The sequence below is a fragment of the Acinetobacter sp. KB005 genome (assembly GCF_049949095.1).
Classification (GTDB): Bacteria; Pseudomonadota; Gammaproteobacteria; order Pseudomonadales; family Moraxellaceae; genus Acinetobacter; species Acinetobacter calcoaceticus.
The window spans coordinates 992,770-1,015,158 of the sequence record NZ_CP188191.1; the positions used below are offsets into that span (position 1 = coordinate 992,770).

Genomic DNA, 22,389 nt, shown 5'->3' on the forward strand with positions numbered 1-22,389 from the left:
ATCCGGACTGAGGGAAAAGATATGATGGATTATCAAAATGCTGCACAGGCTTTCGATTTGGAAAGTACTGCAAAACAGATGTTATCAGGTTCACTTGATGCCTTAAATGCTTGTTATGAATGCTGTGATCGACACGCAGATGGCGATAAAATTGCACTGTATTGGCAAGGAAAAGACGGGCGAAAAGAACAGTATACCTTCCGTGAACTAAAAGAATGGTCAAGTCAGTTTGCCAACTTTTTAAAATCACAAGGTGTGAAAGCAGGCGACCGTATTTCAGGTTTATTACCAAGAACACCTGAACTGATCGTGACTATTTTTGCAGCTTGGCGAATTGGTGCTGTTTACCAGCCACTATTTACTGCATTTGGTCCAAAAGCGATTGAACACCGTATTCAGCTTGCACAAAGCAAGCTGGTGGTGACCGATGTAGGTAACCGCAGCAAGCTTGATGAAATTGAAAATTGCCCTCCAATTGTGACGGTTGCCGATGTGCAAGGTACTCCGCTCAAAGCTGGTGATTTTAACTTTTGGAATGAAGTGAAGCAGCAGTCTGATCAATGCGATTTGGTCATGCGTAGCATCCAAGATCCATTTTTATTGATGTTTACTTCAGGCACTACAGGGCCAGCGAAACCCTTGGAAGTGCCTTTAAAAGCATTGATTGCCTTTGGGCGATATATGCAAGATGCCATTGGTTTAACCGAAGAGGATTCGTTTTGGAATATTGCCGATCCGGGTTGGGCTTATGGTCTGTACTATGCGATTACTGGGCCGTTATTCTTGGGCCACGCTACTTTGTTCTATGAAGGTGGTTTTAGCACAGATAGCCTATGCCAAATTGTGAAAGATTATAAAATTAACAACTTGGCAGGCGCACCGACGGCTTACCGCATGATGATGGCGGCTGACCCAGCACAAATGGCGCCGTTAAAAGGGTTGTTCCGTGTTGTTAGCAGTGCAGGTGAGCCGCTTAACCCAGAAGTGATTCGCTGGTTTAAACAAATCTTAGATGCTCCGATTTATGACCATTACGGACAAACCGAAGTCGGTATGGTGGTGTGCAATCATCATGGTTTAAAACATGAAATTCATGCTGGTTCAGCAGGTTTCCCAAGTCCGGGCTACCGTGTTGCGATTGTCAATGAACAAGGTGAAGAACTTCCGCCAGACACACCGGGAATTTTAGCGGTAGATATTAGCCAGTCTCCAATGATGTGGTTCGGCGGCTATAAAGAAAGCCGAAAATCACCATTTGTTGGTCATTACTATTTAACTGGCGACACTGCCGAGTTACATGCTGATGGCAGCATGAGCTTTGTTGGCCGCAGTGATGATGTGATCACGACATCGGGTTATCGCATTGGACCTTTTGATGTGGAAAGTGCCTTACTCGAACATGATGCTGTCATTGAAGCAGCAGTGATTGGTGTGCCTGACCCAGATCGTACCGAAGTCGTTAAAGCATTCGTGATTTTAGCTGCCGATGCTCAACCTTCAGATGCACTTGCTGAACAACTCAGCCAATTTGTTAAAAGACGACTTTCTGCACATGCGTACCCACGTTTAGTTGAATTTGTGAGTGAATTACCTAAAACTCCAAGTGGTAAAATTCAGCGCTTTTTATTGCGTAATCAAGAAATTGCTAAACAACAAGCTAAAGCAGGGTAAAGGAAATAATAATGCAATTTACCGAAGAACAATTACTCATTCGTGATATGGCGAAAAGTTTCGCCCAAGAACAAATCAAGCCCAATGCCAGCGATTGGGATCGAGACGGGACATTCCCAAAGGAAACCTTGGCTCAAATGGGGCAACTTGGTTTTATGGGCATGCTTGTTTCAGAACAATGGGGAGGTTCAGACACGGGCAACTTAGCCTATGTATTGGCACTCGAAGAAGTCGCCGCAGCAGATGGTGCAACCTCAACCATCATGAGTGTACATAACTCGGTTGGCTGTGTCCCTATTTTAAAATTTGGTACCGATGAGCAAAAAGAGCGCTTTTTAAAACCTTTGGCGCAAGGTGAAATGATCGGTGCTTTTGCTTTAACCGAACCACATACGGGCTCAGATGCGGCAGCTCTTAAAACCCGTGCGGTGAAAGATGGCGATGATTACATTTTAAATGGTGCTAAGCAGTTTATTACCTCTGGCAACAATGCTGGCGTGATTATTGTGTTTGCAGTGACTGATCCGAGCGCGGGTAAAAAAGGGATTAGTGCCTTTTTAGTCCCACGCGATACACCGGGTTACGAAGTGATTCGTGTTGAAGAAAAACTAGGCCTGCATGCATCAGATACTTGCCAGATTGCACTGACAGATGTACGCATCCATAAAAGCTTCATGCTAGGCCAAGAAGGCGAAGGTTTAAAAATTGCACTTGCCAATTTAGAAGGTGGACGTATTGGTATTGCTGCACAGGCAGTAGGTTTGGCACGTGCAGCGCTCGAAGAAGCAACTCGCTATGCCAAAGAACGTATTACTTTTGGCAAACCGATTTTTGAGCATCAAGCTATCGCTTTCCGCCTTGCTAGTATGGCAACCGAAATTGAAGCTGCCAGACAACTTGTTCACTACGCTGCACGTTTAAAAGAAGCAGGGCAACCGTGTCTAAATGAAGCCTCAATGGCTAAGTTATTTGCTTCAGAAATGACTGAGCGTGTGTGCTCGAGCGCCTTACAAGTGTTTGGTGGCTATGGCTATCTCAAAGACTTTCCAATTGAGCGCATCTATCGTGATGCTCGTATTTGCCAAATTTACGAAGGCACGAGCGATATTCAACGTTTAGTCATCGCACGTAGTCTATAAAACCAGAACAAGGAATGAATGATGCAGTGGCAAAGTATTTTATTAGAAAAGCGTAATGGGGTTGGACTGATTACATTAAATCGCCCTCAAGCGCTCAATGCTTTAAACAGTGAATTAATTAGTGAAATTAATCAGGCATTAGATCAGCTCGAAAAAGACCGCGAAATTGGTTGCATGGTATTAGCAGGCTCAGAAAAAGCTTTTGCCGCAGGTGCAGACATTAAAGAAATGGCTGATTTAGTATTTCCAGATATTTATTTTGATGACTTTTTTCATCTTGCAGACCGTATTGCACAGCGCCGTAAACCTCTAATTGCAGCGGTGAGTGGCTATGCGTTAGGTGGTGGCTGTGAATTGGCGCTTATGTGTGATTTTATTTATTGTGCTGACAACGCCAAGTTTGGCTTACCTGAAGTCACCTTAGGGGTAATTCCGGGTATTGGTGGCACACAACGCTTAACCCATGCCATTGGTAAAGCCAAAGCAATGGAAATGTGTTTTACCGCTCGTCAAATGGGCGCTGTAGAAGCAGAACAAAGTGGTTTAGTCGCACGTGTGTTTAACAAAGAAGAATTACTTGAACAAACCTTGCAAGCAGCTGAAAAAATTGCGGCACGATCTTTAACAGCAAACATGATGCTTAAAGAAACCATCAACCGAGCTTATGAAGTGAATCTAACCGAAGGTTTACGCTTTGAGCGACGTATGTTCCATTCAATTTTTGCGACATCTGACCAAAAAGAAGGAATGCAGGCTTTCGTTGAAAAACGCCAGCCAAATTTTAAAAATCAATAAGAGATCAATAAAATGAATACAGAAAGTCACTTAATGATTGAGCAACAGGGTAAGTTGGGCGTTATTACCTTAGACCGTGTGACTCATCTCAATGCATTGTCGTTAGATATGATTGAAGGCATTGGTGCCCAATTGGAACTGTGGCGAAATGATGTTGCTGTTCAGGCAGTGTTAATTAAGTCAAATAGCCCGAAAGCCTTCTGTGCAGGTGGAGATATCCGCTATCTCTACGACAGTTATAAAAATGGTACGGCTGACTATAAAGGCTACTTTAGTGCCGAATATAAAATGCTGACCACGCTGCGTGAATATGAAAAGCCAGTTATCGTTGTACTCGATGGCTATGTGTTAGGTGGTGGTTTTGGTTTAGCTCAGGCTTGTCACATTGTGGTGAGCAGTGAAAAGTCTAGATTTGCCATGCCTGAAACAGCGATTGGTTTTTTCCCAGACGTTGGCGCAACGCATTTCTTGTCTCGACTTGATGATATCGGCGTTTATATGGCAATTACGGGTGAGCAGATCAGCAGTAGCGATGCACTCTATCTCGATTTAATTGACTACCATGTGCCAAGCGAGCAGTTACAAACATTGCAAGAAGCACTTGTTGATACGCCAAGTTTAAGTAAAGAAGGAATTGAGCAAATCATTACCCGATTTATTACTCGTCCTGCCGAAAGTGAGTTAAAGCAACTAGCCGAAGGCATCCGTAAACATTTCGGTTTTCAGCATTTAGATGAAATTGAACAAAGTCTTGAAAATGAACAAGATGAAAGCTTAAAAGCTTGGGCAAGTAAGATGCTCAGCATTTTGCAGCAACGTTCATTTATTGCCAAACAAACGAGTTTGAAGCTGCAACATTTAGGCCGTGGGCTTTCTTTGCCACAATGTATGCAGCTTGAGCGTGATTTACAGGACATTTGGTTTGAGCATGGTGACTTTATCGAAGGTGTTCGTGCGCTCATTGTTGATAAAGACAAACAACCGCAGTGGCAAGAACGTAATCCGGAGCTTGAACAGATTTTAGAAAAATTGAGCTAAACCGCATTACAAAAACAAAAAAGCTTAAGGAGATAAAGCGAGACCTGAAAATGCTTATGGTCAGGGCTGGTCATAAGCATAAAAAAGACAAAACAAGAAAATCCAAGAAAGGAAATTGCGATGCAAACAATACAAGGAAACGGTTCACATTCTAAAAAGTCGTCACATCGATTAGCAGGCATCTCTAGCATGGTCGGCACCACCATTGAGTGGTATGACTTCTTTATTTATGGCGCAGCAGCAGCTCTCATCTTTAATAAATTATTTTTCCCCAATCTAGATGCACTTACAGGTGTACTTGCCGCATTTGCAACCTATGCCGTTGGGTTTATTGGGCGACCACTAGGGGGCCTAGTCTTTGGTCATTTTGGTGACAAGATTGGCCGTAAATCGATGTTGCTACTGACTCTAATGCTCATGGGGATCCCAACCGTACTGATTGGCTTATTACCGACTTATGAATCAATTGGATATTGGGCTGCGATTGGCTTGGTTGTCTTGCGATTTATTCAGGGTATGGCAATGGGCGGCGAATGGGGCGGTGCTGTGCTTATGGCAGTTGAACATGCACCCGAAGGCGGTAAGGGTTTTTGGGGAAGCTTGCCTCAAGCCAGTACAGGTGGTGGCTTAATGCTAGCCTCAATCGCGTTGGGTCTAGTGTCGTTATTACCTGAAGAAGCACTGTTTAGCTGGGGTTGGCGTTTACCATTTCTTGCCAGCATTATTTTACTGGCAGTGGGTTGGTATATACGTGTAAAAGTGCCTGAGTCGCCAGATTTCGAAAAAGTAAAACAACAGTCTGAAGAAGTCAAAGTTCCTGCTTTACAGGTTTTTAAAAACCATCCAAAGCAACTCATCACCATTATTTTGGCTCGCGCAGCTGAGAATGCATGGTTTTATATTGCCTCAACATTTACATTGGCTTATACCACTGCACAACTTGGAATCCCACGCCAAGACATTTTATTTGCCACCATTTGCGGCGCAGCCGTCATTTTATTTATGACACCGTTATGTGGACATTTGTCGGATAAAGTCGGCCAACGCAATATGTTTATGTTTGGTCTATGCATATTGGCGCTTTACTGCTATCCATTCTTTACCATGCTCAACACAAAAGATCCTGTATTAGTTTGGACAGCAATTGTTTTAGCGATTGGCGTGGTCTTCCCGATTATGTATGCACCACAAGCTCAGCTTTTTGCGCGTCAATTCCCCGCTGAAATTCGTTATAGCGGAATTTCAATTTCGGTACAGTTAGCTGGCGTATTGGGTGGTGGTTTAGCACCGCTAATTGCGACGAAACTTTTAAGTATCGGGCAGGGTAATCCTTACTTAATTATGATTTATATTGGATCTATGGCTATCGTTGCGATCATATCGACTTCATTTATGCCACGTGATTGGCAGACTAAAACTGATGAGGCTTACCATAAGAAATCAGAATTAAATTTGAAAACCAAAATTACTGAGCAGTCTTAATATTAAGTTTGAATCTTCAAATAAAGAAAAGCCCTAATCTTTTGACTAGGGCTTTTGAAATTTAATGAGCGAAACGAGATTCTGGCTTAAGACCTTAATCTTTGCTATGTCACCAATATTCTTAGACTTTGATTTAACTAACTACACTTCAATTAAGCATGCAAACATAGCATATCCATCGATAACCATTGGCGGTCCTGCACGATGAGCGCGAAAACCCGCGGCACGTAATAACCGCTCTACCCCAAGAGGTGAGGTCGTAATGAGTTGTTTTGCGCCTTGTTCTCTTGCAAAGTTAATTGCTTCTTGCAAAATTGCAATAGAGACTGGGGATGACACTGCTTGATTAGCAGAGGTCGGCGGATTCGAGAAATCTACGGCTGAAAATCTTGATAATTCCCAAATTTCTGGTGAACAAGGAATAGGCATTCCATTCATTAATTGAGGAAATATTTCACCCAGTAAATAGGGTTGAGTCGTTGGTAGTAGTCTGGCACAACCAATAATATTGGATTCTCTATCTTGAGCGACGACATAAGCTGTATCGATTTTATCAAATTGATCTAGTTCTTCATTATTTGGACAGTTCAACTCCCAACCCAAATGTTCAACAAATACCTTGTAGCGGTAACTTTTAAATTTGGTATATAGGACTTCTGAAAAATTGTTTTGGAATCCAGCAATAACATTCATTACAAGTGCTTCCACTTATTTTTCAGGCGACTTTACTCGACAGCTGAAAAGGTGGTAACTGTAAGAATTTACAGGTTTCTAAGAGAAATTTGGACTTAATTTAGTCTTTGTTTGCGTTGTATTGATTTGAGCATAAATGAACTGTTCCCAAAACAAAGAATCTATTTTTTTTTCGATTAATGTTTCAGTAACATCAAATCCAATATCTGTACCAGATAAATCAACAATCATGATATTGCTTCGAGGTAGCCCAATTCGTTTTAAGCTAGCAATTCCATTGTTCTCAATAAATTCCCAGTCCCATCCAGTACTTAAAGCTGGGCTCCGTGATGTTGCCCATTCAGTAAACCCACAATATAGAATTTGAGAGTCTTCAATTTGTGTAGTTTCAACAATAGATATGAGGTGTTGGAGGGGGTAATTCATAAGCTGGATTTCATTCATCCGAATAAAACCATCTGTTGAGATTGAAAAATCAGGGGGGATTGTGACCATGCTACCTATTCAAGTGACTTGAATTACAGTTCTATAGATAAATAACATAAATTATTGCCAACAAAATACTGTTAAGTTTTACAGGTTAGCCGTAATCTGGTGGTACACAACGTTAAGCTGTTCTTTAGAAAGTACTTCGGGCAGCGAGTTTTACTTATGCAGAAATTGAGCCATCTATAGCTTCGATATGAGAGTTGCTTGTTGCAAGATTATCAATAGTTTAAGTTTTTCATATGTATTGTAGATAATATCTATCCTATTATTAAAATAATATTTTCGAGATCATTATAATTATTCTACGCTTCACCAGATAATAAATAGAAAACTTATACGGAGTGTATTGTTAGTAGAGATTATTATTTAGTTAAATTAATAGAAACATGCAAATAAGGGTAAATAATAGACTTCTTTTGAAAGTAAAAAATACTCATTTTTGGAATAAAATGCGTTCTTTATATTTGAGACTTTCAAGCATAATTCACATATGCAATATAACAACCTTAAAAGCTTTCTGAAACTAGTTTATCCGAAGAATTTACCACCCTCTCAAGCTCAAAAATGTTGTTAATTGGATTATGAATTCACTATATGCAACTAAATAAAAATGATTTATGCATGAGGTTTAATAAGAGTAAATGGAAAATTGGCAAGAAGATCTACTATCAGCATCTCTGATGGTAAAAAATGAATATCAGCTATTTGAGGTCGTCAAATCTACAGCTTTAAAGCTCGGATTTGATTATTGTGCTTATGGTATGCAGTCGCCATTATCTATTGCTGAACCAAAAACGATTATGTTGAATAATTATCCCGAAGCATGGCAGAAGCGTTATGTTAAACAGCAATATGTGAGGGTAGATCCAACTGTACAGCATTGTATGCTGTCACTTCAACCTCTTATCTGGTCGAGTCAATCTGCGAACACACAATCTCAAAAAGATTTTTGGGAGGAGGCGCGTTCTTATGGTTTAAATGTTGGCTGGGCACAGTCAAGCCGTGACTTTATTGGTACAAGGGGGATGTTAACACTAGCAAGATCCGCTGACCAATTATCAGAAAAAGAGCAGAAAGCTCAATATACAAATATGTATTGGTTGTCTCAGACCGTGCATTCCAGCATTGCTAAAATTGTGAATGATGCAGAATTTTCTCAGTTTAATCTTTATTTAACGAACCGTGAAAAAGAGGTTCTACGTTGGACTGCGGAAGGAAAAACGTCAGCAGAGATAGCTCAGATTCTGGGAGTGGCTGAAAGAACCATAAATTTTCATCTTGGAAATTCAATGCAAAAGCTAAATGTGAATAATAAAATTTCAGCAGCTATTCGGGCTGTGATGTTGGGGATTTTATAAAGGTGGATATATAAAAGATAGAGAATTTTAATATTGGATTTTAAGAAAATAAAATATTATTAAAGGTGTTTTTAAAATAAAATTAATTATTTAAAAATTATTTTTTAATTTAATAAAATTTTAATTAAAATTGAATTATTGTATAAAAATTATTTGCTGTGGGGTCTGTATTTTTTAAATTTTAACTAATTGAGTATTTTTAATTTTTCTATTATTTTGATATTAATAATAAATATTTTTTTGTATTATCTGTGGGTGAAATATATCGATTCTAAGTTTATATATTAGTCATGGTGCTGTACATGATTTCGAGCTATTCAAATACAATTTAAAGCAGATTCCTTTATGAGCTTTATCCTTGTAAATAAAGGCTATTAGAGGATTTTACCTGAATCTTTTATTGCTCTTAAAAAGAGAAAGCACACAGTAAATTAGATCTTGAATACAAGATCTACAATCAAGAGAGCAACAAAATAAGAATACGAACTGGGTGTAAGTTGGCAGGCTAAAAACCTTGTTAAATATTATCGAAATAGATGCAAAAGATTGAATTTGAGTTTTAATTTCCAGATTTCACAAAATTGACTGAATAAAAATAATTTATGAAAGAGATCTAGTGTCTTCATTTTCAATAAATACAGGCCAACCTGTAAACCCTTACAGGTGTAATAAAAAACACTCGCACATAAAATATAATGTGAATTTATATTTTAAACAAAAAAAGTATATTCATTTTTTATTAAAAGCCCCAGCTAGACATGTAATTTCTGAATTAGCGAGTTTTAAGGGTGAATTATAAATAATTGGAGTAAGTTATGGCTGTAATGGGTATGGATAATATCATTGCAACTTTGGAATCCCACGCAAATTTAAATGGAGGCAGGATTGCTTTTGAATATTTGGGACGCCAATCTGGTGGTATTCAATCTCTGACGTATGCAGATCTGAACGAGCGGGTTCAATATCAAGCTCAAATATTAATGAACCTTGTAGACAGTGGTGATCGTGCCGTATTGCTGTTCGAGCCTGGACTGGACTTTATCGTATCGTTCTTTGCTTGTCTGAAAGCTAAAATTATCGCAGTACCTGTCAGCTTGCCTTTTAATCGCAACGGTTTTTCTAATATTTTGAATATTATGAATGACTGTGAGCCAAAGATCGTACTCACAACTCAGAAGATTCTTGAGCTATCAGGACTGATCACATTAAAAGCTCAAAATGAAAATTTAATATTGCATGCCGTTGATGCCGAATTGCAACGTGATTTGGTGGAAAAAGATTTTCCTTTGATTTCTGAAGAAGATATTTGCTTCCTACAATACACTTCAGGATCAACAGGTTGGCCTAAAGGTGTGATCGTCACCCATAAAAATATCATGGCAAATGAAGTCATGATTGCTGAAGCTTTTGGCACACAAGCCGATGATATCGGTCTTACATGGCTACCTGTCTATCACGATATGGGATTGATTGGCTCGGTTTTACAGACCGTGTATGTAGGTCTGACTTGCTATGTGATGTCACCGCTGGATTTTATCCGTAAACCTCTTAAATGGCTGCAATTCATTAGCGAAAAAGGGGTCACGATTAGTGGTGGGCCAAACTTTGCGTATGAATTGTGCCTACACCGCATCTCGGATGATGAGGCTGCATCGCTTGATCTGAGCCGTGTGCGTGTGCTGTTTAACGGTGCAGAGCCGATCAAGGCCAACGTCATGCAGCGTTTCATGGAGAAGTTCAATATTCAGTCGCAATTGAGACTAGATACTTTCTTGCCGTGCTATGGCTTGGCAGAAGTTACGCTCTTAGTCAGTGGTGTAACTGGTCCTCTCAATGCTATCTCGATAGACCGTGAAAAGTTGAATGCCAACTTGGTGCAGACCAGCCAAGATCAGACAGCTGTGCAAGTGGTGAGCTGTGGCAAGATATCAGCACACATTGATTGCCGTATCGTCAATCCGCATACCCACAAAGAGGTGGGGGCTGATGAAGTCGGTGAAATCTGGCTAGCAGGTGAGAGTGTCACTGCGGGTTACTGGCAGAAGCCGGAGGTCAATCAGGAAACCTTTGCTGCAACCATCCTCGATAAAGCAGGTAAGCCTAGTCAAGTGCATTATTTAAGAACTGGTGATATGGGTTTTGTCAAAGATGGAGACCTATATGTGACTGGTCGCCTTAAGGATGTGATCATCATCCGTGGCAAAAACTATTACCCGCAAGATATCGAGTGCTCCGTCGAAGTAGCGCATCCTGCTGTCCGTAAGGGTTGTGTCGCAGCAGTGAATTTCGGTAATTCTGACGGTGTTACGGTTGTACTTGAGATCAAGAAGAAGTCGATAGACAAGACCCTTAATTTTGAAACCATCAGAACTCAGGTTAAAGAGCAAGTGGCGGCTGATATCGGCTTGCCTGTAGAAGGTGTCTATTTACTGCATCAAGGTCGGATCAACAAGACCACCAGCGGCAAAATTAGAAGAAGAAAAATTAAAGAGCAGATCGAGCGCGGTCAACTGATCTGTTTAACCCATCCAAACCGTAGAACGGTGATGGCCCGAAACTATGTCAAGAACGGCTTAGAAGTCATCCGTGATCGTGAGCAGCGGGGGCAACTGATTCGTTATAGCTCCAATCTACTCAATTCAATGATCAAGGAACGAGAAGTGCGCGCGCTCATTTTTAATCGACTGAAAAGTGCTTTGTTTTAATCCTTACCCTTTAATCATTTGAGCAAAAACTCATGTCACTTACGTCCAATTTGCGGCAGTTTCAATCTGCTGCTCGTCTGGAGCAAATTTTAGGCTCCGTACATGATACTAATAATGATTTTTCTTGGTCCGCGGCCATCGAGCGTGATGAGAAGGAGCAGTACCCTCAGCGTGCTGTTGACTTTTTGAATGCTGTGGGCATGAACCGTTTTTATGTACCTTCAGAGCTTGGAGGTCGCATGGAAATTGGTGAAGAGTTGCTATATCTGCATCGCGTGCTGGCACGACGTGATCTAACAATCAATTCGACCTATAGCACGAATGCTTGGTCTGTGATCGTATGGATCGGCGGTAATCCTAATCAATGCCAAAACATCGCTAGTCGGATTTTGAGTGGTGCTGCACCAGCGCTTGCTTATAGCGAGAAAGCGCATGGAGCCGATCTATTATCTAGTGAAGTAACTGCACAAGCTGCCGATAGTAAGTACGTCTTAAATGGCGAAAAATGGTCAATCAATCGTGCGACTCTAGGTGACTCTTTAAGTCTGATTGCTAAAACATCAGATGATCGTGGACCGCGTAGTCTGAGTGCATTTTGGCTTGATAAGCGTCACATGGCTTCTAAAGGAACCTATAGCCTGAACCGCTTGCCGACGGTGGGTATGCGTGGGTTAGATATTAGCGGTATTGGCTTTAATAATGCTGAAATTCACAAAGATGCCCTGATCGGTGAAGAAGGTCAGGGATTGGAGCTTGGACTCAAGACGCTACAGGTGACGCGTGCATATTGCAGCAGCTTCTCTCTAGGTGCGGGTGATACGATGCTACGCATCGCGACCGAGTTTGCTATCGAACGCGAGTTGTATAACAAAAAAGTAATAAGCATTCCGTTGGTGCGTGAGCAACTTGCTACAGCTTATGCCTATCTATTAGCAGCTGAGGTGTTATCACTCGTTGGCGCGCGCGGGTTACATGTCTGTATTAATCAGTTCAGCACATGGTCACCTATCATCAAGGTACTCGTACCTGAGTATGTAGAGTCACTGGCCAAAATTACTTCCTCAGTGCTTGGGTCGCGTTTTTTCTTAAGAAATGCATATGCTGATGGAATGTACCAGAAAGCTTTCAGAGATCATCTGATCGTTAGTGTATTTGACGGCAGTAGTACCGTCTGTCTAGACAGCTTAAGTTTTCAGCTCAAATCTGCCAATAAAGGGCGTAGCAAAAAAGCCGACTATCTCAACCAAGCCGAAGCTAAAGCACGCTATCGCCAGTTGTATGACTTACAGGTGGAAACCGACGCTATTGATTTCCGCGAGCTTGAGATTTTCAACCGAGATGGTGACTTGGTGATGGAGTCACTGGGAACGATCATCGAGATGCTCAACGATGCTGACGTTACAGTGGGGCTGGCTGCTGAGACGCTGTCCACGCTACGTGAGCGCGCTGATCAGCTTCTTATCGAGCAGCGTACGCTAGATCAAAAAATTCAAGATTATTTCTCAAGTTCAGATGCGGCTAAAGAGTTCGAAACATTACGTTTCAGCTTAGCCCGCGACTATGCCGAGTTGTTTGCCCGCATTGCTGTGCTGGGTTTTTGGGTCTTTAACCGTCATGGCTTAAGACCTGCTTTGCAGGATGGTGCATGGCTGATCATTTTCCTAAATGCTGCTGAAGGGCAGACGTCCCCTCCAATGACATCACTACGTGAAAACACATTGGCAGATCTGCTAGACCGAATTTCAAACAACCATATGTTATCTGTCATCGATTTTGCACTGGCACCGCGTGATGCCAAACCGGTTAAAGAGGATATTACCCCATGAATAAAGATAAAGCTTACTGGAGCGAAATCATTCGTACGCTAGTAGCCAAAGAAATGCGTGTAGAGCCCCAGACTCTTGATCCACAGCAAAAATTTACCAGTTACGGTCTTGATTCTATCGTCGCTTTGTCGGTGTCTGGGGATCTAGAGGATCTAACACAACTGGAACTTGAGCCGACACTACTATGGGATTACCCAACCATTAATGCGTTGGCTGAATATATCGTTTCTCAGTTGGAGCAGGGAGTTGCTTCGTGAACAACCTTGTACGACTGGAACCTGCAATTCTATCGCGCCATGCGATTTCTGCAGAACAGCTCGGCATCTGGTATATCCAGCGGCTTGAGTCAACTTGCAGTGCCTACAATATGGTGGTGGCCTTTGATGTGAAGGTCAACCAACCTTTGGGCAACAAGCCGATGGAGATTCTAGAGGCGGTAATGCATGATTATCCGCTGCTGCGTGTAAGCATGCCTGCCAGTGATCAGGGTATTGAGCAACTTATCTGGGATCGTATCTATCCTAATATTATCGTGTCGGATGCCCGCCATGTCGATGCATCTGATTTGACGCAATTAGTCGAGCAGGATACGAAGCAGCCCTTTGATCTGACCCAGCCACCGCTGTGGCGTATTCATTGCTATGAGCGCGGTCAAAATCACTATGTGATTGCGGTTGTGATTCATCATGCCTTAATGGATTTCTGGTCGATTGGTCTCTTGTTGCGTGATGTCTGCAAACGTTTTGGACTAGTTACAGAGTCAGACGTAGTGAACGGAGTCGAGTTTGCACAGTATGCAGATAAGCAGCAGAGCACTGTGACCGATGATGCTGATGAGAGTCTACTCTTCTGGAAAAATGCGTTGCAACATGCACCACACGTGCATAGCATTCCGCTTGATTATCCACGTCCTGCTGTGCAGCAACATAAAGGCAGCTCACTGGTTTTCCGTGTGCCTGAGTCAGTGTCTTCTGGTCTTGTGAACTTGGCGAAAGATTATGAGATCACGCTGTTTGGACTCGTACTATCTGGCTTTTATATCCTGCTACACAAGCTATCGAATGAAAATGATCTTGTTATTGCCACACCAGTAGCTGGTCGACTTGAACGTTCTCTGCGCAATGCACTGGGACAGTTTGTCAATACGATTGCTATTCACATGAACATCGATGCTGATCAGACTTTACGTCAGTTTACACAGCAGGTGCAGGAACAATTAAGACAAAGTCTCAAGCATCAAAAAGTTGCCTTTTCCAGAGTAGTTGAGGCTGTTTCACCAAAGCGTGATGGCAGTATTAATCCATTGGCGCAGGTTGGAATGTTCTGGGAACGTCTAGGTGGCATGGATGAGTTTAAAGAACTACTCTTGCCAATCCAGACCCCAGCGACTTTGGTCGGCCAAGACCTGACCTTAGGAAGTTTTCCAGTTCGCCAGCAAGAAGGTCAATTGGATCTTACGCTGGAAATGGGCGGTGAATATCAAGGCGAACTCGTTGGCGTACTGAAATACAACTCCGAGCTATTTTCTGCACAATCTGCCGATAATATGGTGCAACTGCTGCAAGCTGTACTATCAGAAATGGTGGCTCATCCTGAGCGTAAGATCGTTGAGTTAGATATCGCACCTGATTATAAGGATGGTATCCAGTTCGATGCCCTACGTGGACAGGCTACTGATTATCCTCAACATGATCTATTGGGAATGATTCTAAAGCAGATCGATGAGCGTGGTGATCATCATGCTCTGACCTCGAAGGATCATGCGGTTAGCTATCGTGAGTTAGGTCAACATATCGCTGGTATCGCTGAATATTTGCGTGTACATGGCGTTACCCGTGGCGATCGTGTAGGTCTGATGTTAGACCGCACGGCATTATTACCAGCAGCAATCCTCGGGATCTGGGCGGCAGGGGCAGCCTATGTACCACTAGATCCTAATTTCCCAAGTGAACGTCTACATAACATCATCGAAGATGCTGAACCTAAAGTCATCTTAACTCAAACCGAGTTGATGGATGCTCTTAACGTTTCTGTACCGCGTTTGGATATCAATCAAGCTGGTGTTGTGCCCCTTGAGCAAGTACGCGAGACGCTTGCCTTTGGTGAGACCGCTTATGTGATGTATACCTCAGGCTCGACAGGTAAGCCTAAAGGTGTGCGTATTGGGCATCCTTCAATCATCAATTTCTTGCTATCCATGAATGATAGATTGCAAGTAACGACTGAGACTCAGTTGTTAGCAATCACCACTTATGCGTTTGATATTTCAATTCTTGAGTTACTGATTCCACTGATGTACGGCGGTGTGGTGCATGTTTGCCCACGTGAGGTATCACAAGATGGCAATCAATTGGTAGATTATCTAAATGCTAAGTCTATCAATGTCTTGCAGGCAACTCCGGCTTCTTGGAAGATGCTTTTAGACAGCGAATGGAGCGGCAATCTAGGGTTGACTGCACTCTGTGGAGGCGAAGCGCTAGATACTATTCTGGCAGAAAAACTGCTGGGTAAAGTTGGCTGTCTCTGGAATGTTTATGGCCCGACTGAAACTACGGTATGGTCAAGTGCGGCTCGTATCACTGATGCAAAATTTATTGATTTAGGCGAACCACTGGCGAACACCCAGCTTTATGTCCTTGATGAACAGCAGCGTTTAGTCCCGCCAGGCGTTATGGGAGAGCTCTGGATTGGAGGTGATGGTCTGGCAGTTGATTACTGGCATCGACCTGAGCTGACAGATGCGCAATTTAGAACTTTGCCATCTCTACCAAATGCTGGTCGACTCTATCGCACCGGAGATAAAGTCTGTCTGCGTACGGATGGACATCTGACTCATCATGGACGTCTAGATTTCCAAGTCAAGATTCGTGGATTCCGTATTGAACTAGGCGAAATCGAGAATGTTCTCAAACAGATCGACGGTATCACAGACGCAGTTGTGTTGGTTAAGACGACTACCAGCAATGATCAGAAACTGGTGGCCTATTTAACCGGACATGAGATTGACATTGCTAATCTGAAAAAGACGATGCAAATCCATCTACCAGCTTACATGGTGCCAAATACGTTTATTACATTGGACCAGTTTCCAATGACGGCTAACAATAAGCTAGATCGTAAAGCGTTTCCTGAGCCTGTGTTTGAGCAAAGTAACGATTATGTTGCGCCACGTGATCCGATTGAAATTGAACTCTGTACTACCTTTGAGCAGATTTTGTCGGTTAAACGGGTTGGTATACATGATGACTTCTTTGACTTGGGTGGACATTCATTACTGGCTGTGAAGCTTGTTAATCACCTCAAAAAAGCTTTTGGTACTGAACTATCAGTTGCTTTGCTGGCCCAATATTCCACTGTGGCGAGTCTGGGCGAGATCATTCGTGAAAATAAAGAAATTAAGCCTTCCATCGTAATTGAACTGCGCCGTGGAACTTACGAGCAACCTTTGTGGCTCTTCCATCCAATTGGTGGCAGTACCTTCTGTTATATGGAACTTTCGCGTCATCTTAATCCGAATCGTACCTTACGCGCTATTCAGTCTCCTGGACTAATTGAAGCAGATGCTGCAGAAGTGGCAATCGAAGATATGGCGACGCTCTATATTGCTGAAATGCAAAAGACGCAGCCTGAGGGACCTTATTTCCTCGGTGGCTGGTGCTTTGGCGGTGCGATTGCATACGAGATCAGTCATCAGTTGCGTCAAATGGGGCAGCAGGTCACAGGGATTGTCATGATCGATACCCGAGCTCCAATTACAGAGAATGTGCCTGAAGATGCCGACGATGCAATGCTTTTGTCTTGGTTTGCCCGTGATCTGGCTGCGCCTTATGGCAAGAAGTTGACGATACCAGCGCAATACTTGCGTGAATTGAGTCCAGATCACATGTTTGATCATGTGCTTAAAGAAGCCAAGGCCATCAATGTTCTACCTCTAGATGCAGACCCATCAGATTTCCGACTTTACTTTGATACCTATTTGGCGAATGGCATCGCACTCCAGACCTATTTCCCAGAGCCTGAAGATTTTCCGATCCTCTTGGTTAAGGCTAAAGATGAGCTGGAAGATTTTGGCGAAAGTCTAGGCTGGGACCAACTGGTCAAAGACAGATTTACACAGGTAGATCTGCCTGGTGACCATTCATCAATTATGTACGCTGAGAATGTCGTGGCTGTTGCCCAGACAATTGATCAGATGTATCCAATTCCCGCATAAGAAATACAAGAAGGTAGAACCACTATGGTGACCATAGAACATGCTTTCCTCATACCGGCCGAGATTGACAAGGTTTTCAACTATCTTGCAAACCCGGCCAATGATGCAGGCTGGCAATTGTCGTGTAAGCATTCTGAACTGCTAGACAATACTCCGCGTGTGGGCAGCAAGTACGAAATCGGTTTTAGCTTTATTGGTCGTGAGATGTCCTTTAAAGGTGAAATCACCCATCTAGTACCGAACGAATTGTATGCGTTCAAAGTAGTGGAAGGACCTTTCCACTACACAGGTACTTACCGCTTCAAACCACATCCAGAAGGTACATGGATTGAATGGGTGTTTGAGGCTGAGCCAGGCAGTTTTTTTGGTGTATTGCCCCCAGCGCTGCTAAAAAAAATGGTTCTCGCCCAGTTCAAGAAAGACGTTGCTAATCTTGAAGCATTGGCTCAGAAGGGCGAAGCCTATGAGTCGGTTGGTAAGCAGACGCACGAGACCAATAAACCACGCCGCAAGACTCATCAGGTGATGGAACAATATGCGCGTTGGATTCTCAAACATCGCCGTATTGTGCTGACGGTGGTGATGCTTTTGACGATTGCACTGGCGTATCTCGCATCTGGTGTAAAAATTATTATTGATCCAGATGCGCTTGCGCCCAAAGGACATCCTTATATCACCTCGACCAAGCTGATAGAAAAGAAATTCGGCTCCAAGTACATGGTCGTGATTGGTATTACACCGAAGCAGGGTGATATTTATCAGCCGCAAGTGTTAGAAAAAGTCAAACGCATTACCGAAGAGGTTGATAATGCTCCGGGTGTGGTTCGATCTACTCTGATGAGTCTGGCTGCACGTCAGGCCAAAGGGATCACGGCGAATTCGGATGGCTTTGATGCTAAGAAACTACTGCCGAACAGTTCTGTGACCGAAGGTGATGTCGATCAGCTGAAAAAACTGTTGGCACTGAATCCAATCTACATGAATTCGGTCGTATCTAAAGATCAGAAAACTGCTGCTATTTTGCTTGAGCTTGAGGAAAGTCCAGAGGGCTTCCAAAAGATGATGGGTCCGATCAACAAAATCGTAGCGGCTGAACAGTCTAAGGATATGACCATCAGTGTCGGCGGCAATCCTGTTTATTTGGATAAAGCTGAAGATTACTCTAAACGGATCAATATCTTGTTCCCGATTGCCATACTGGTCATTGGGTTATTGCACTTCGAAGCATTCCGCAGTAAGCAGGGTTTGATCCTTCCACTAGTTACAGCTTTACTGGCTGTGGCATGGGGTATGGGTATGATGGGTCTGTTCAAACAGCCAATGGATATCTTTAACTCTCCTACACCTATTCTGATTCTAGCCATTGCGGCAGGGCACGCCGTGCAGTTGCTCAAGCGATACTATGAAGACTTTGATCGACTGACTGCCCAAGGTATGGAACCTAAAGCTGCGAATAGCGAAGCCGTGGTGCAGTCTATGGTTCGTGTTGGTCCGGTTATGATATTGGCTGGCGGAATTGCAGCGGCTGGATTCTTCTCGCTGTTGACCTTTAATATTCCGACCATCCGTTCATTCGGTATTTTTACAGGAATCGGGATCATCAGTACGCTGATCATTGAGATGACTTTTATTCCTGTACTTCGCTCGATGCTACCACCGCCTTCGGTTACCAAGGTCGCACGCAAAGGTTTACCGATCTGGGACTGGATTCCAAAACGCATTGGCGATGTCATTTTGTCAGTTCGTCCGCGAATGATGCTAATGACTGTGATTGCAGTACTGGGTGTTTTTCTTGCTATTGGCACTAGCCGTATTGTGGTGGATAACGATAGCCGTAACTTCTTCTCGCGCGACCTACCAATGCAGCAAGATGACAGGTTTCTGAATCAGTCTCTTGGTGGCACAAACAGTCTCTACATCATGGTCGATACTAAAGTTCGTGATGGTATTGAAAATCCAGAAATTCTAAAAGCGATTGATAATACAGAAAAGTTCGCGAATTCAATTCCAGAGGTCGGTAAAACCATCTCTATCGTGGACTATATCAAGAGAATGAATCAGGCAATGAATGCCGATCAGCCACAGGCATTTCAGGTTCCAGCAACCAAAGATGTTGTTGCTCAGTATCTGCTATTGTACTCAATGTCTGGTGAACCGACTGATTTTGAATCTTACATTGATACGACTCAGCGCTATGCCAAGATCACGATTCTGTTAAAAACAGGTAGTAATCATCGTATCAAAGAAATTCTTGAGTCGCTAAAAACGTATATGGCGGGTCAATTGGGTGATAAAGCTGTCGTGAGTTTTGGTGGTGATGTGACTCAGACCATTGCTTTAACTGAAACGATGGTTCACGGCAAGCTCATGAACATTCTACAGATTTCATTTGCCGTATTCTTTATCTCAGCGCTAGTTTTCCGTTCGCTCTCTGCGGGGCTCATTGTCCTGACACCACTTCTATTCTCGATTCTTGCAATCTTTGGTGTGATGGGCTGGCTCGACATTCCGCTCAATATTCCGAACTCCCTCATCTCGGCCATGGCTGTCGGTATTGGTGCAGATTATGCCATTTACTTCCTCTATCGCTTGCGTGAAATCTTGCGCGAAGAAGGGGGCGATATCAAAGATGCTATTCGTAAAACTTTAAGTACTGCTGGTAAGGCTTCACTTTTTGTCGCGACTGCGGTTGCTGGTGGTTACGGTGTGCTGTCCTTGTCGCAAGGCTTCCACGTCCATCAATGGCTAGCGATGTTTATTGTGATTGCGATGCTTTTCAGTGTATTTGCAACCTTAATTATGGTACCTACAATGATTCTAATGTTGAAACCTCGTTTTATCTTTCCCTCAAATAAAAAGAACATTACCGTTGCACAAACTGTTGTGACAAGTCTTTTGTTGGGTACTGCACTCACCATGTCGATGCCTAAAACATCTTATGCAGATGAAGTTCAAGACATTGTTAATCGTAGTGATGATGCCTCTAAGTTCTTGTCTTCAAGTGCTAGTGCTAAATTTGTGCTGACGTCTAAAAGCGGCGAGCAACGCGTGCGTCTGACTAAAAATATGACTAAGCTTGCTGGAAATACTCAGAACAATATGCGTTTGACTGAATTCATCTCACCAGCAGATGTACAAGGTACCACGACGCTGTTGATTGAGAACTCAAAAGGCAGTGATAGCATGTTTGTCTATTTGCCTGCATTGAAAAAAGTGCGTCGTCTTGCATCGGCGAATAAGGGCGATGCTTTTATTGGTACGGACTTTAGTTATGGTGATGTACTTGGCTATAAGCTAAGTGACTGGAAATACACGAAACTGGCAGATGGCAAATTTAATGGCAAAGATTGCTACATGATTGAAGCAACGCCAATCAATAATACTGTGAAGAGTGACTTTGGTTATAGCAAACGTCGCATGTGCATACTCAAAGACAACTTTGTTACAGCAACCATCGACATTTGGGATACAGCAGGTAAGCCGTTAAAACATATTGAGTTCACGGATATCCGTCCTTACGGCAAAGTGAAACCAAGATGGCAGGCCATGAAATCTATGGCAAAGAATCTGCAAACTCAGCATATGACACAAGTTATCGTCAGTGATTTTGTCGCAGAAAAAACCTTATCTGATAAGATTTTCTCACCGCAGAGCCTTGAAAAATGACGCAAGGTGCCTATTGGGTATTTGCATGCTGCAGTAGCTTTATGCTACTGCAGCATGCTTATGCAGATGACAGCGAAATTAGTTTTGTGAGCCAGAACTCAGCCAGATTCGATGTGTGGTCATCGGATCGTGATCTAAGCTCGTTAAAAAACATTGGGCAAGCAAGTTTCTGGTCCAATGGTACGCTCAAGTTTAACCCTGAGTTTAAGATCCATTACGACATAAATATTGGAGACGAAACGGACCATACTGTAAACCCAGATCAGGTAAGTAAGGTGAATCGCAACTTACGTGAGTTGTACGCATCTTATAACTGGGATCAGACGTTTTATCTCGATGTTGGTCGCCAAATTGTAGTCTGGGGGAGAGCTGACGGGATTAACCCAACGGATAACCTATCGCCCCGTGACTATACGCGTCTAGTGCCAGATGAGACAGATCAACGTCTTGGAAATGATGCTCTCAAATTGACGTATATTCCTGAATCTGGAACCAATAAATGGACGGCATTGTGGTATCCGCGTAGTCGTTCAGATGTGATTCCATTACGTCAGATTGCTGGTGTTCAGTATGACATAGACCGTAAGAGTCGTCCTGCATTTGCAATGCGCTGGGATTATTCCGTAGATGGTCTGGATGTTGGGGCATCGTATTTCTCAGGTTTGGATCACATGCCCGATCTGTCAGTTCTTTCTGTATCTCCAACAGGGGAGGCAACATTGCAACTGAAAAATAATCCGATGTCCGTCTATGGCTTTGATTTCAGTTATAACCATAACGATCTAGTGTGGCGAGGTGAAGCTGCGTATACAAAGACAGACTCGGATGGTAGCGAAGATCTTTCACATAAGAAAAATAATTTAACTGTGGTCATGGGACCGGAATTGTCATTAAAGAACTCCACGCTGAGTTTAGTAGGCGTGTACAAACATACGGAGGACTTTAGATCTGCCGACAGTCTAACAAATCCATCATTGAGAACAGTTTACCGTTATCAGCAAACAATCAGTGACCAATATGAGCAGGATCAGTATGGAGCTATGCTGCGCTATGCACTTAACTTACTGAACGATAATCTAAAGCTGGAAGTAACGGGATTCTATTTTGCACCAGAGCCTAATGAATTGTTGAGAGTACGTATTAATTACAGCCTCAATGATCACTGGCAGTTGAATGCAGGTGGAGATCGCTTCTGGGGTAAAAATGATACGGTGTTAGGACAATTTAGAGATAACAGTCTGGTGTATGCCCAGATTCGATATAATTTTTAAGATAATTCGCTCCAAAACAATGCTGGAGTGCCCAGTCCCTAAT

General features: G+C 42.8%; 14 protein-coding genes. 12 read left to right on the plus strand and 2 right to left on the minus strand.

Annotation, left to right across the window (positions count from 1 at the left end):
- Positions 1-21 precede the first annotated feature (21 nt).
- The 5 genes from ACPF64_RS04875 to ACPF64_RS04895 all read left to right on the plus strand — a co-directional run bounded on the left by ACPF64_RS04875 (position 22) and on the right by ACPF64_RS04895 (position 6,125).
- Positions 22-1,671 carry an AMP-binding protein gene (locus tag ACPF64_RS04875; protein WP_426455724.1) on the plus strand — a complete coding sequence of 550 codons (1,650 nt, stop codon included), beginning with the start codon at positions 22-24 and terminating at the stop codon, positions 1,669-1,671.
- 11 nt (positions 1,672-1,682) lie between these two features.
- Complete coding sequence (locus ACPF64_RS04880) at positions 1,683-2,810, plus strand: acyl-CoA dehydrogenase family protein (RefSeq protein ID WP_311084153.1); 1,128 nt, start codon at positions 1,683-1,685, stop codon at positions 2,808-2,810.
- A 21-nt stretch (positions 2,811-2,831) separates the two neighbouring features.
- Entirely contained in the window at positions 2,832-3,605 is a 774-nt protein-coding gene (locus tag ACPF64_RS04885; RefSeq protein ID WP_416660067.1) for an enoyl-CoA hydratase, read from the plus strand.
- 12 nt (positions 3,606-3,617) lie between these two features.
- Positions 3,618-4,643, plus strand: a complete 1,026-nt coding sequence (locus ACPF64_RS04890) for an enoyl-CoA hydratase/isomerase family protein (protein WP_426455725.1) — start codon at positions 3,618-3,620, stop codon at positions 4,641-4,643.
- Positions 4,644-4,763: 120 nt separating this feature from the next.
- Entirely contained in the window at positions 4,764-6,125 is a 1,362-nt protein-coding gene (locus ACPF64_RS04895) for an MFS transporter (protein ID WP_426455726.1), read from the plus strand.
- A gap of 141 nt (positions 6,126-6,266) precedes the next feature.
- On the opposite strand, the gene abaI is transcribed toward ACPF64_RS04895, so the two are convergent.
- Both abaI and ACPF64_RS04905 read right to left on the minus strand, forming a co-directional pair.
- Positions 6,267-6,833 (minus strand): acyl-homoserine-lactone synthase AbaI, encoded by a 567-nt coding sequence (abaI, locus tag ACPF64_RS04900; protein ID WP_132072310.1) that lies wholly within the window; start codon positions 6,831-6,833, stop codon positions 6,267-6,269.
- A gap of 63 nt (positions 6,834-6,896) precedes the next feature.
- Positions 6,897-7,313 carry a DUF4902 domain-containing protein gene (locus ACPF64_RS04905; protein ID WP_004795349.1) on the minus strand — a complete coding sequence of 139 codons (417 nt, stop codon included), beginning with the start codon at positions 7,311-7,313 and terminating at the stop codon, positions 6,897-6,899.
- Positions 7,314-7,948: 635 nt separating this feature from the next.
- On the opposite strand from ACPF64_RS04905, the gene abaR reads away from it, so the two are divergent.
- From abaR to ACPF64_RS04940, 7 genes are all read left to right on the plus strand, one after another.
- Positions 7,949-8,665, plus strand: coding sequence for a LuxR family transcriptional regulator AbaR (gene abaR / locus ACPF64_RS04910; RefSeq protein WP_426455727.1), 717 nt, complete (start codon positions 7,949-7,951; stop codon positions 8,663-8,665).
- A gap of 815 nt (positions 8,666-9,480) precedes the next feature.
- Positions 9,481-11,370: a fatty acyl-AMP ligase gene (locus ACPF64_RS04915; protein WP_426455728.1), complete on the plus strand. Its 1,890-nt coding sequence runs from the start codon at positions 9,481-9,483 to the stop codon at positions 11,368-11,370.
- Positions 11,371-11,420: 50 nt separating this feature from the next.
- Positions 11,421-13,196, plus strand: coding sequence for an acyl-CoA dehydrogenase (locus ACPF64_RS04920; protein WP_426456105.1), 1,776 nt, complete (start codon positions 11,421-11,423; stop codon positions 13,194-13,196).
- A complete protein-coding gene (locus ACPF64_RS04925) occupies positions 13,193-13,453 on the plus strand; it encodes an acyl carrier protein (protein WP_056483985.1) in 261 nt (86 codons plus the stop codon). The genes ACPF64_RS04920 and ACPF64_RS04925 overlap by 4 nt, the downstream gene beginning before the upstream one ends.
- A complete protein-coding gene (locus tag ACPF64_RS04930; RefSeq protein WP_426455729.1) occupies positions 13,450-17,409 on the plus strand; it encodes a non-ribosomal peptide synthetase in 3,960 nt (1,319 codons plus the stop codon). The genes ACPF64_RS04925 and ACPF64_RS04930 overlap by 4 nt, the downstream gene beginning before the upstream one ends.
- Before the next feature lie 24 nt (positions 17,410-17,433).
- Positions 17,434-21,075, plus strand: a complete 3,642-nt coding sequence (locus ACPF64_RS04935; RefSeq protein ID WP_424614320.1) for an outer membrane lipoprotein-sorting protein — start codon at positions 17,434-17,436, stop codon at positions 21,073-21,075.
- On the plus strand, positions 21,072-22,346 hold the full coding sequence (locus ACPF64_RS04940) for a porin (protein WP_426455730.1): 1,275 nt from the start codon (positions 21,072-21,074) through the stop codon (positions 22,344-22,346). The genes ACPF64_RS04935 and ACPF64_RS04940 overlap by 4 nt, the downstream gene beginning before the upstream one ends.
- Positions 22,347-22,389 lie beyond the last annotated feature (43 nt).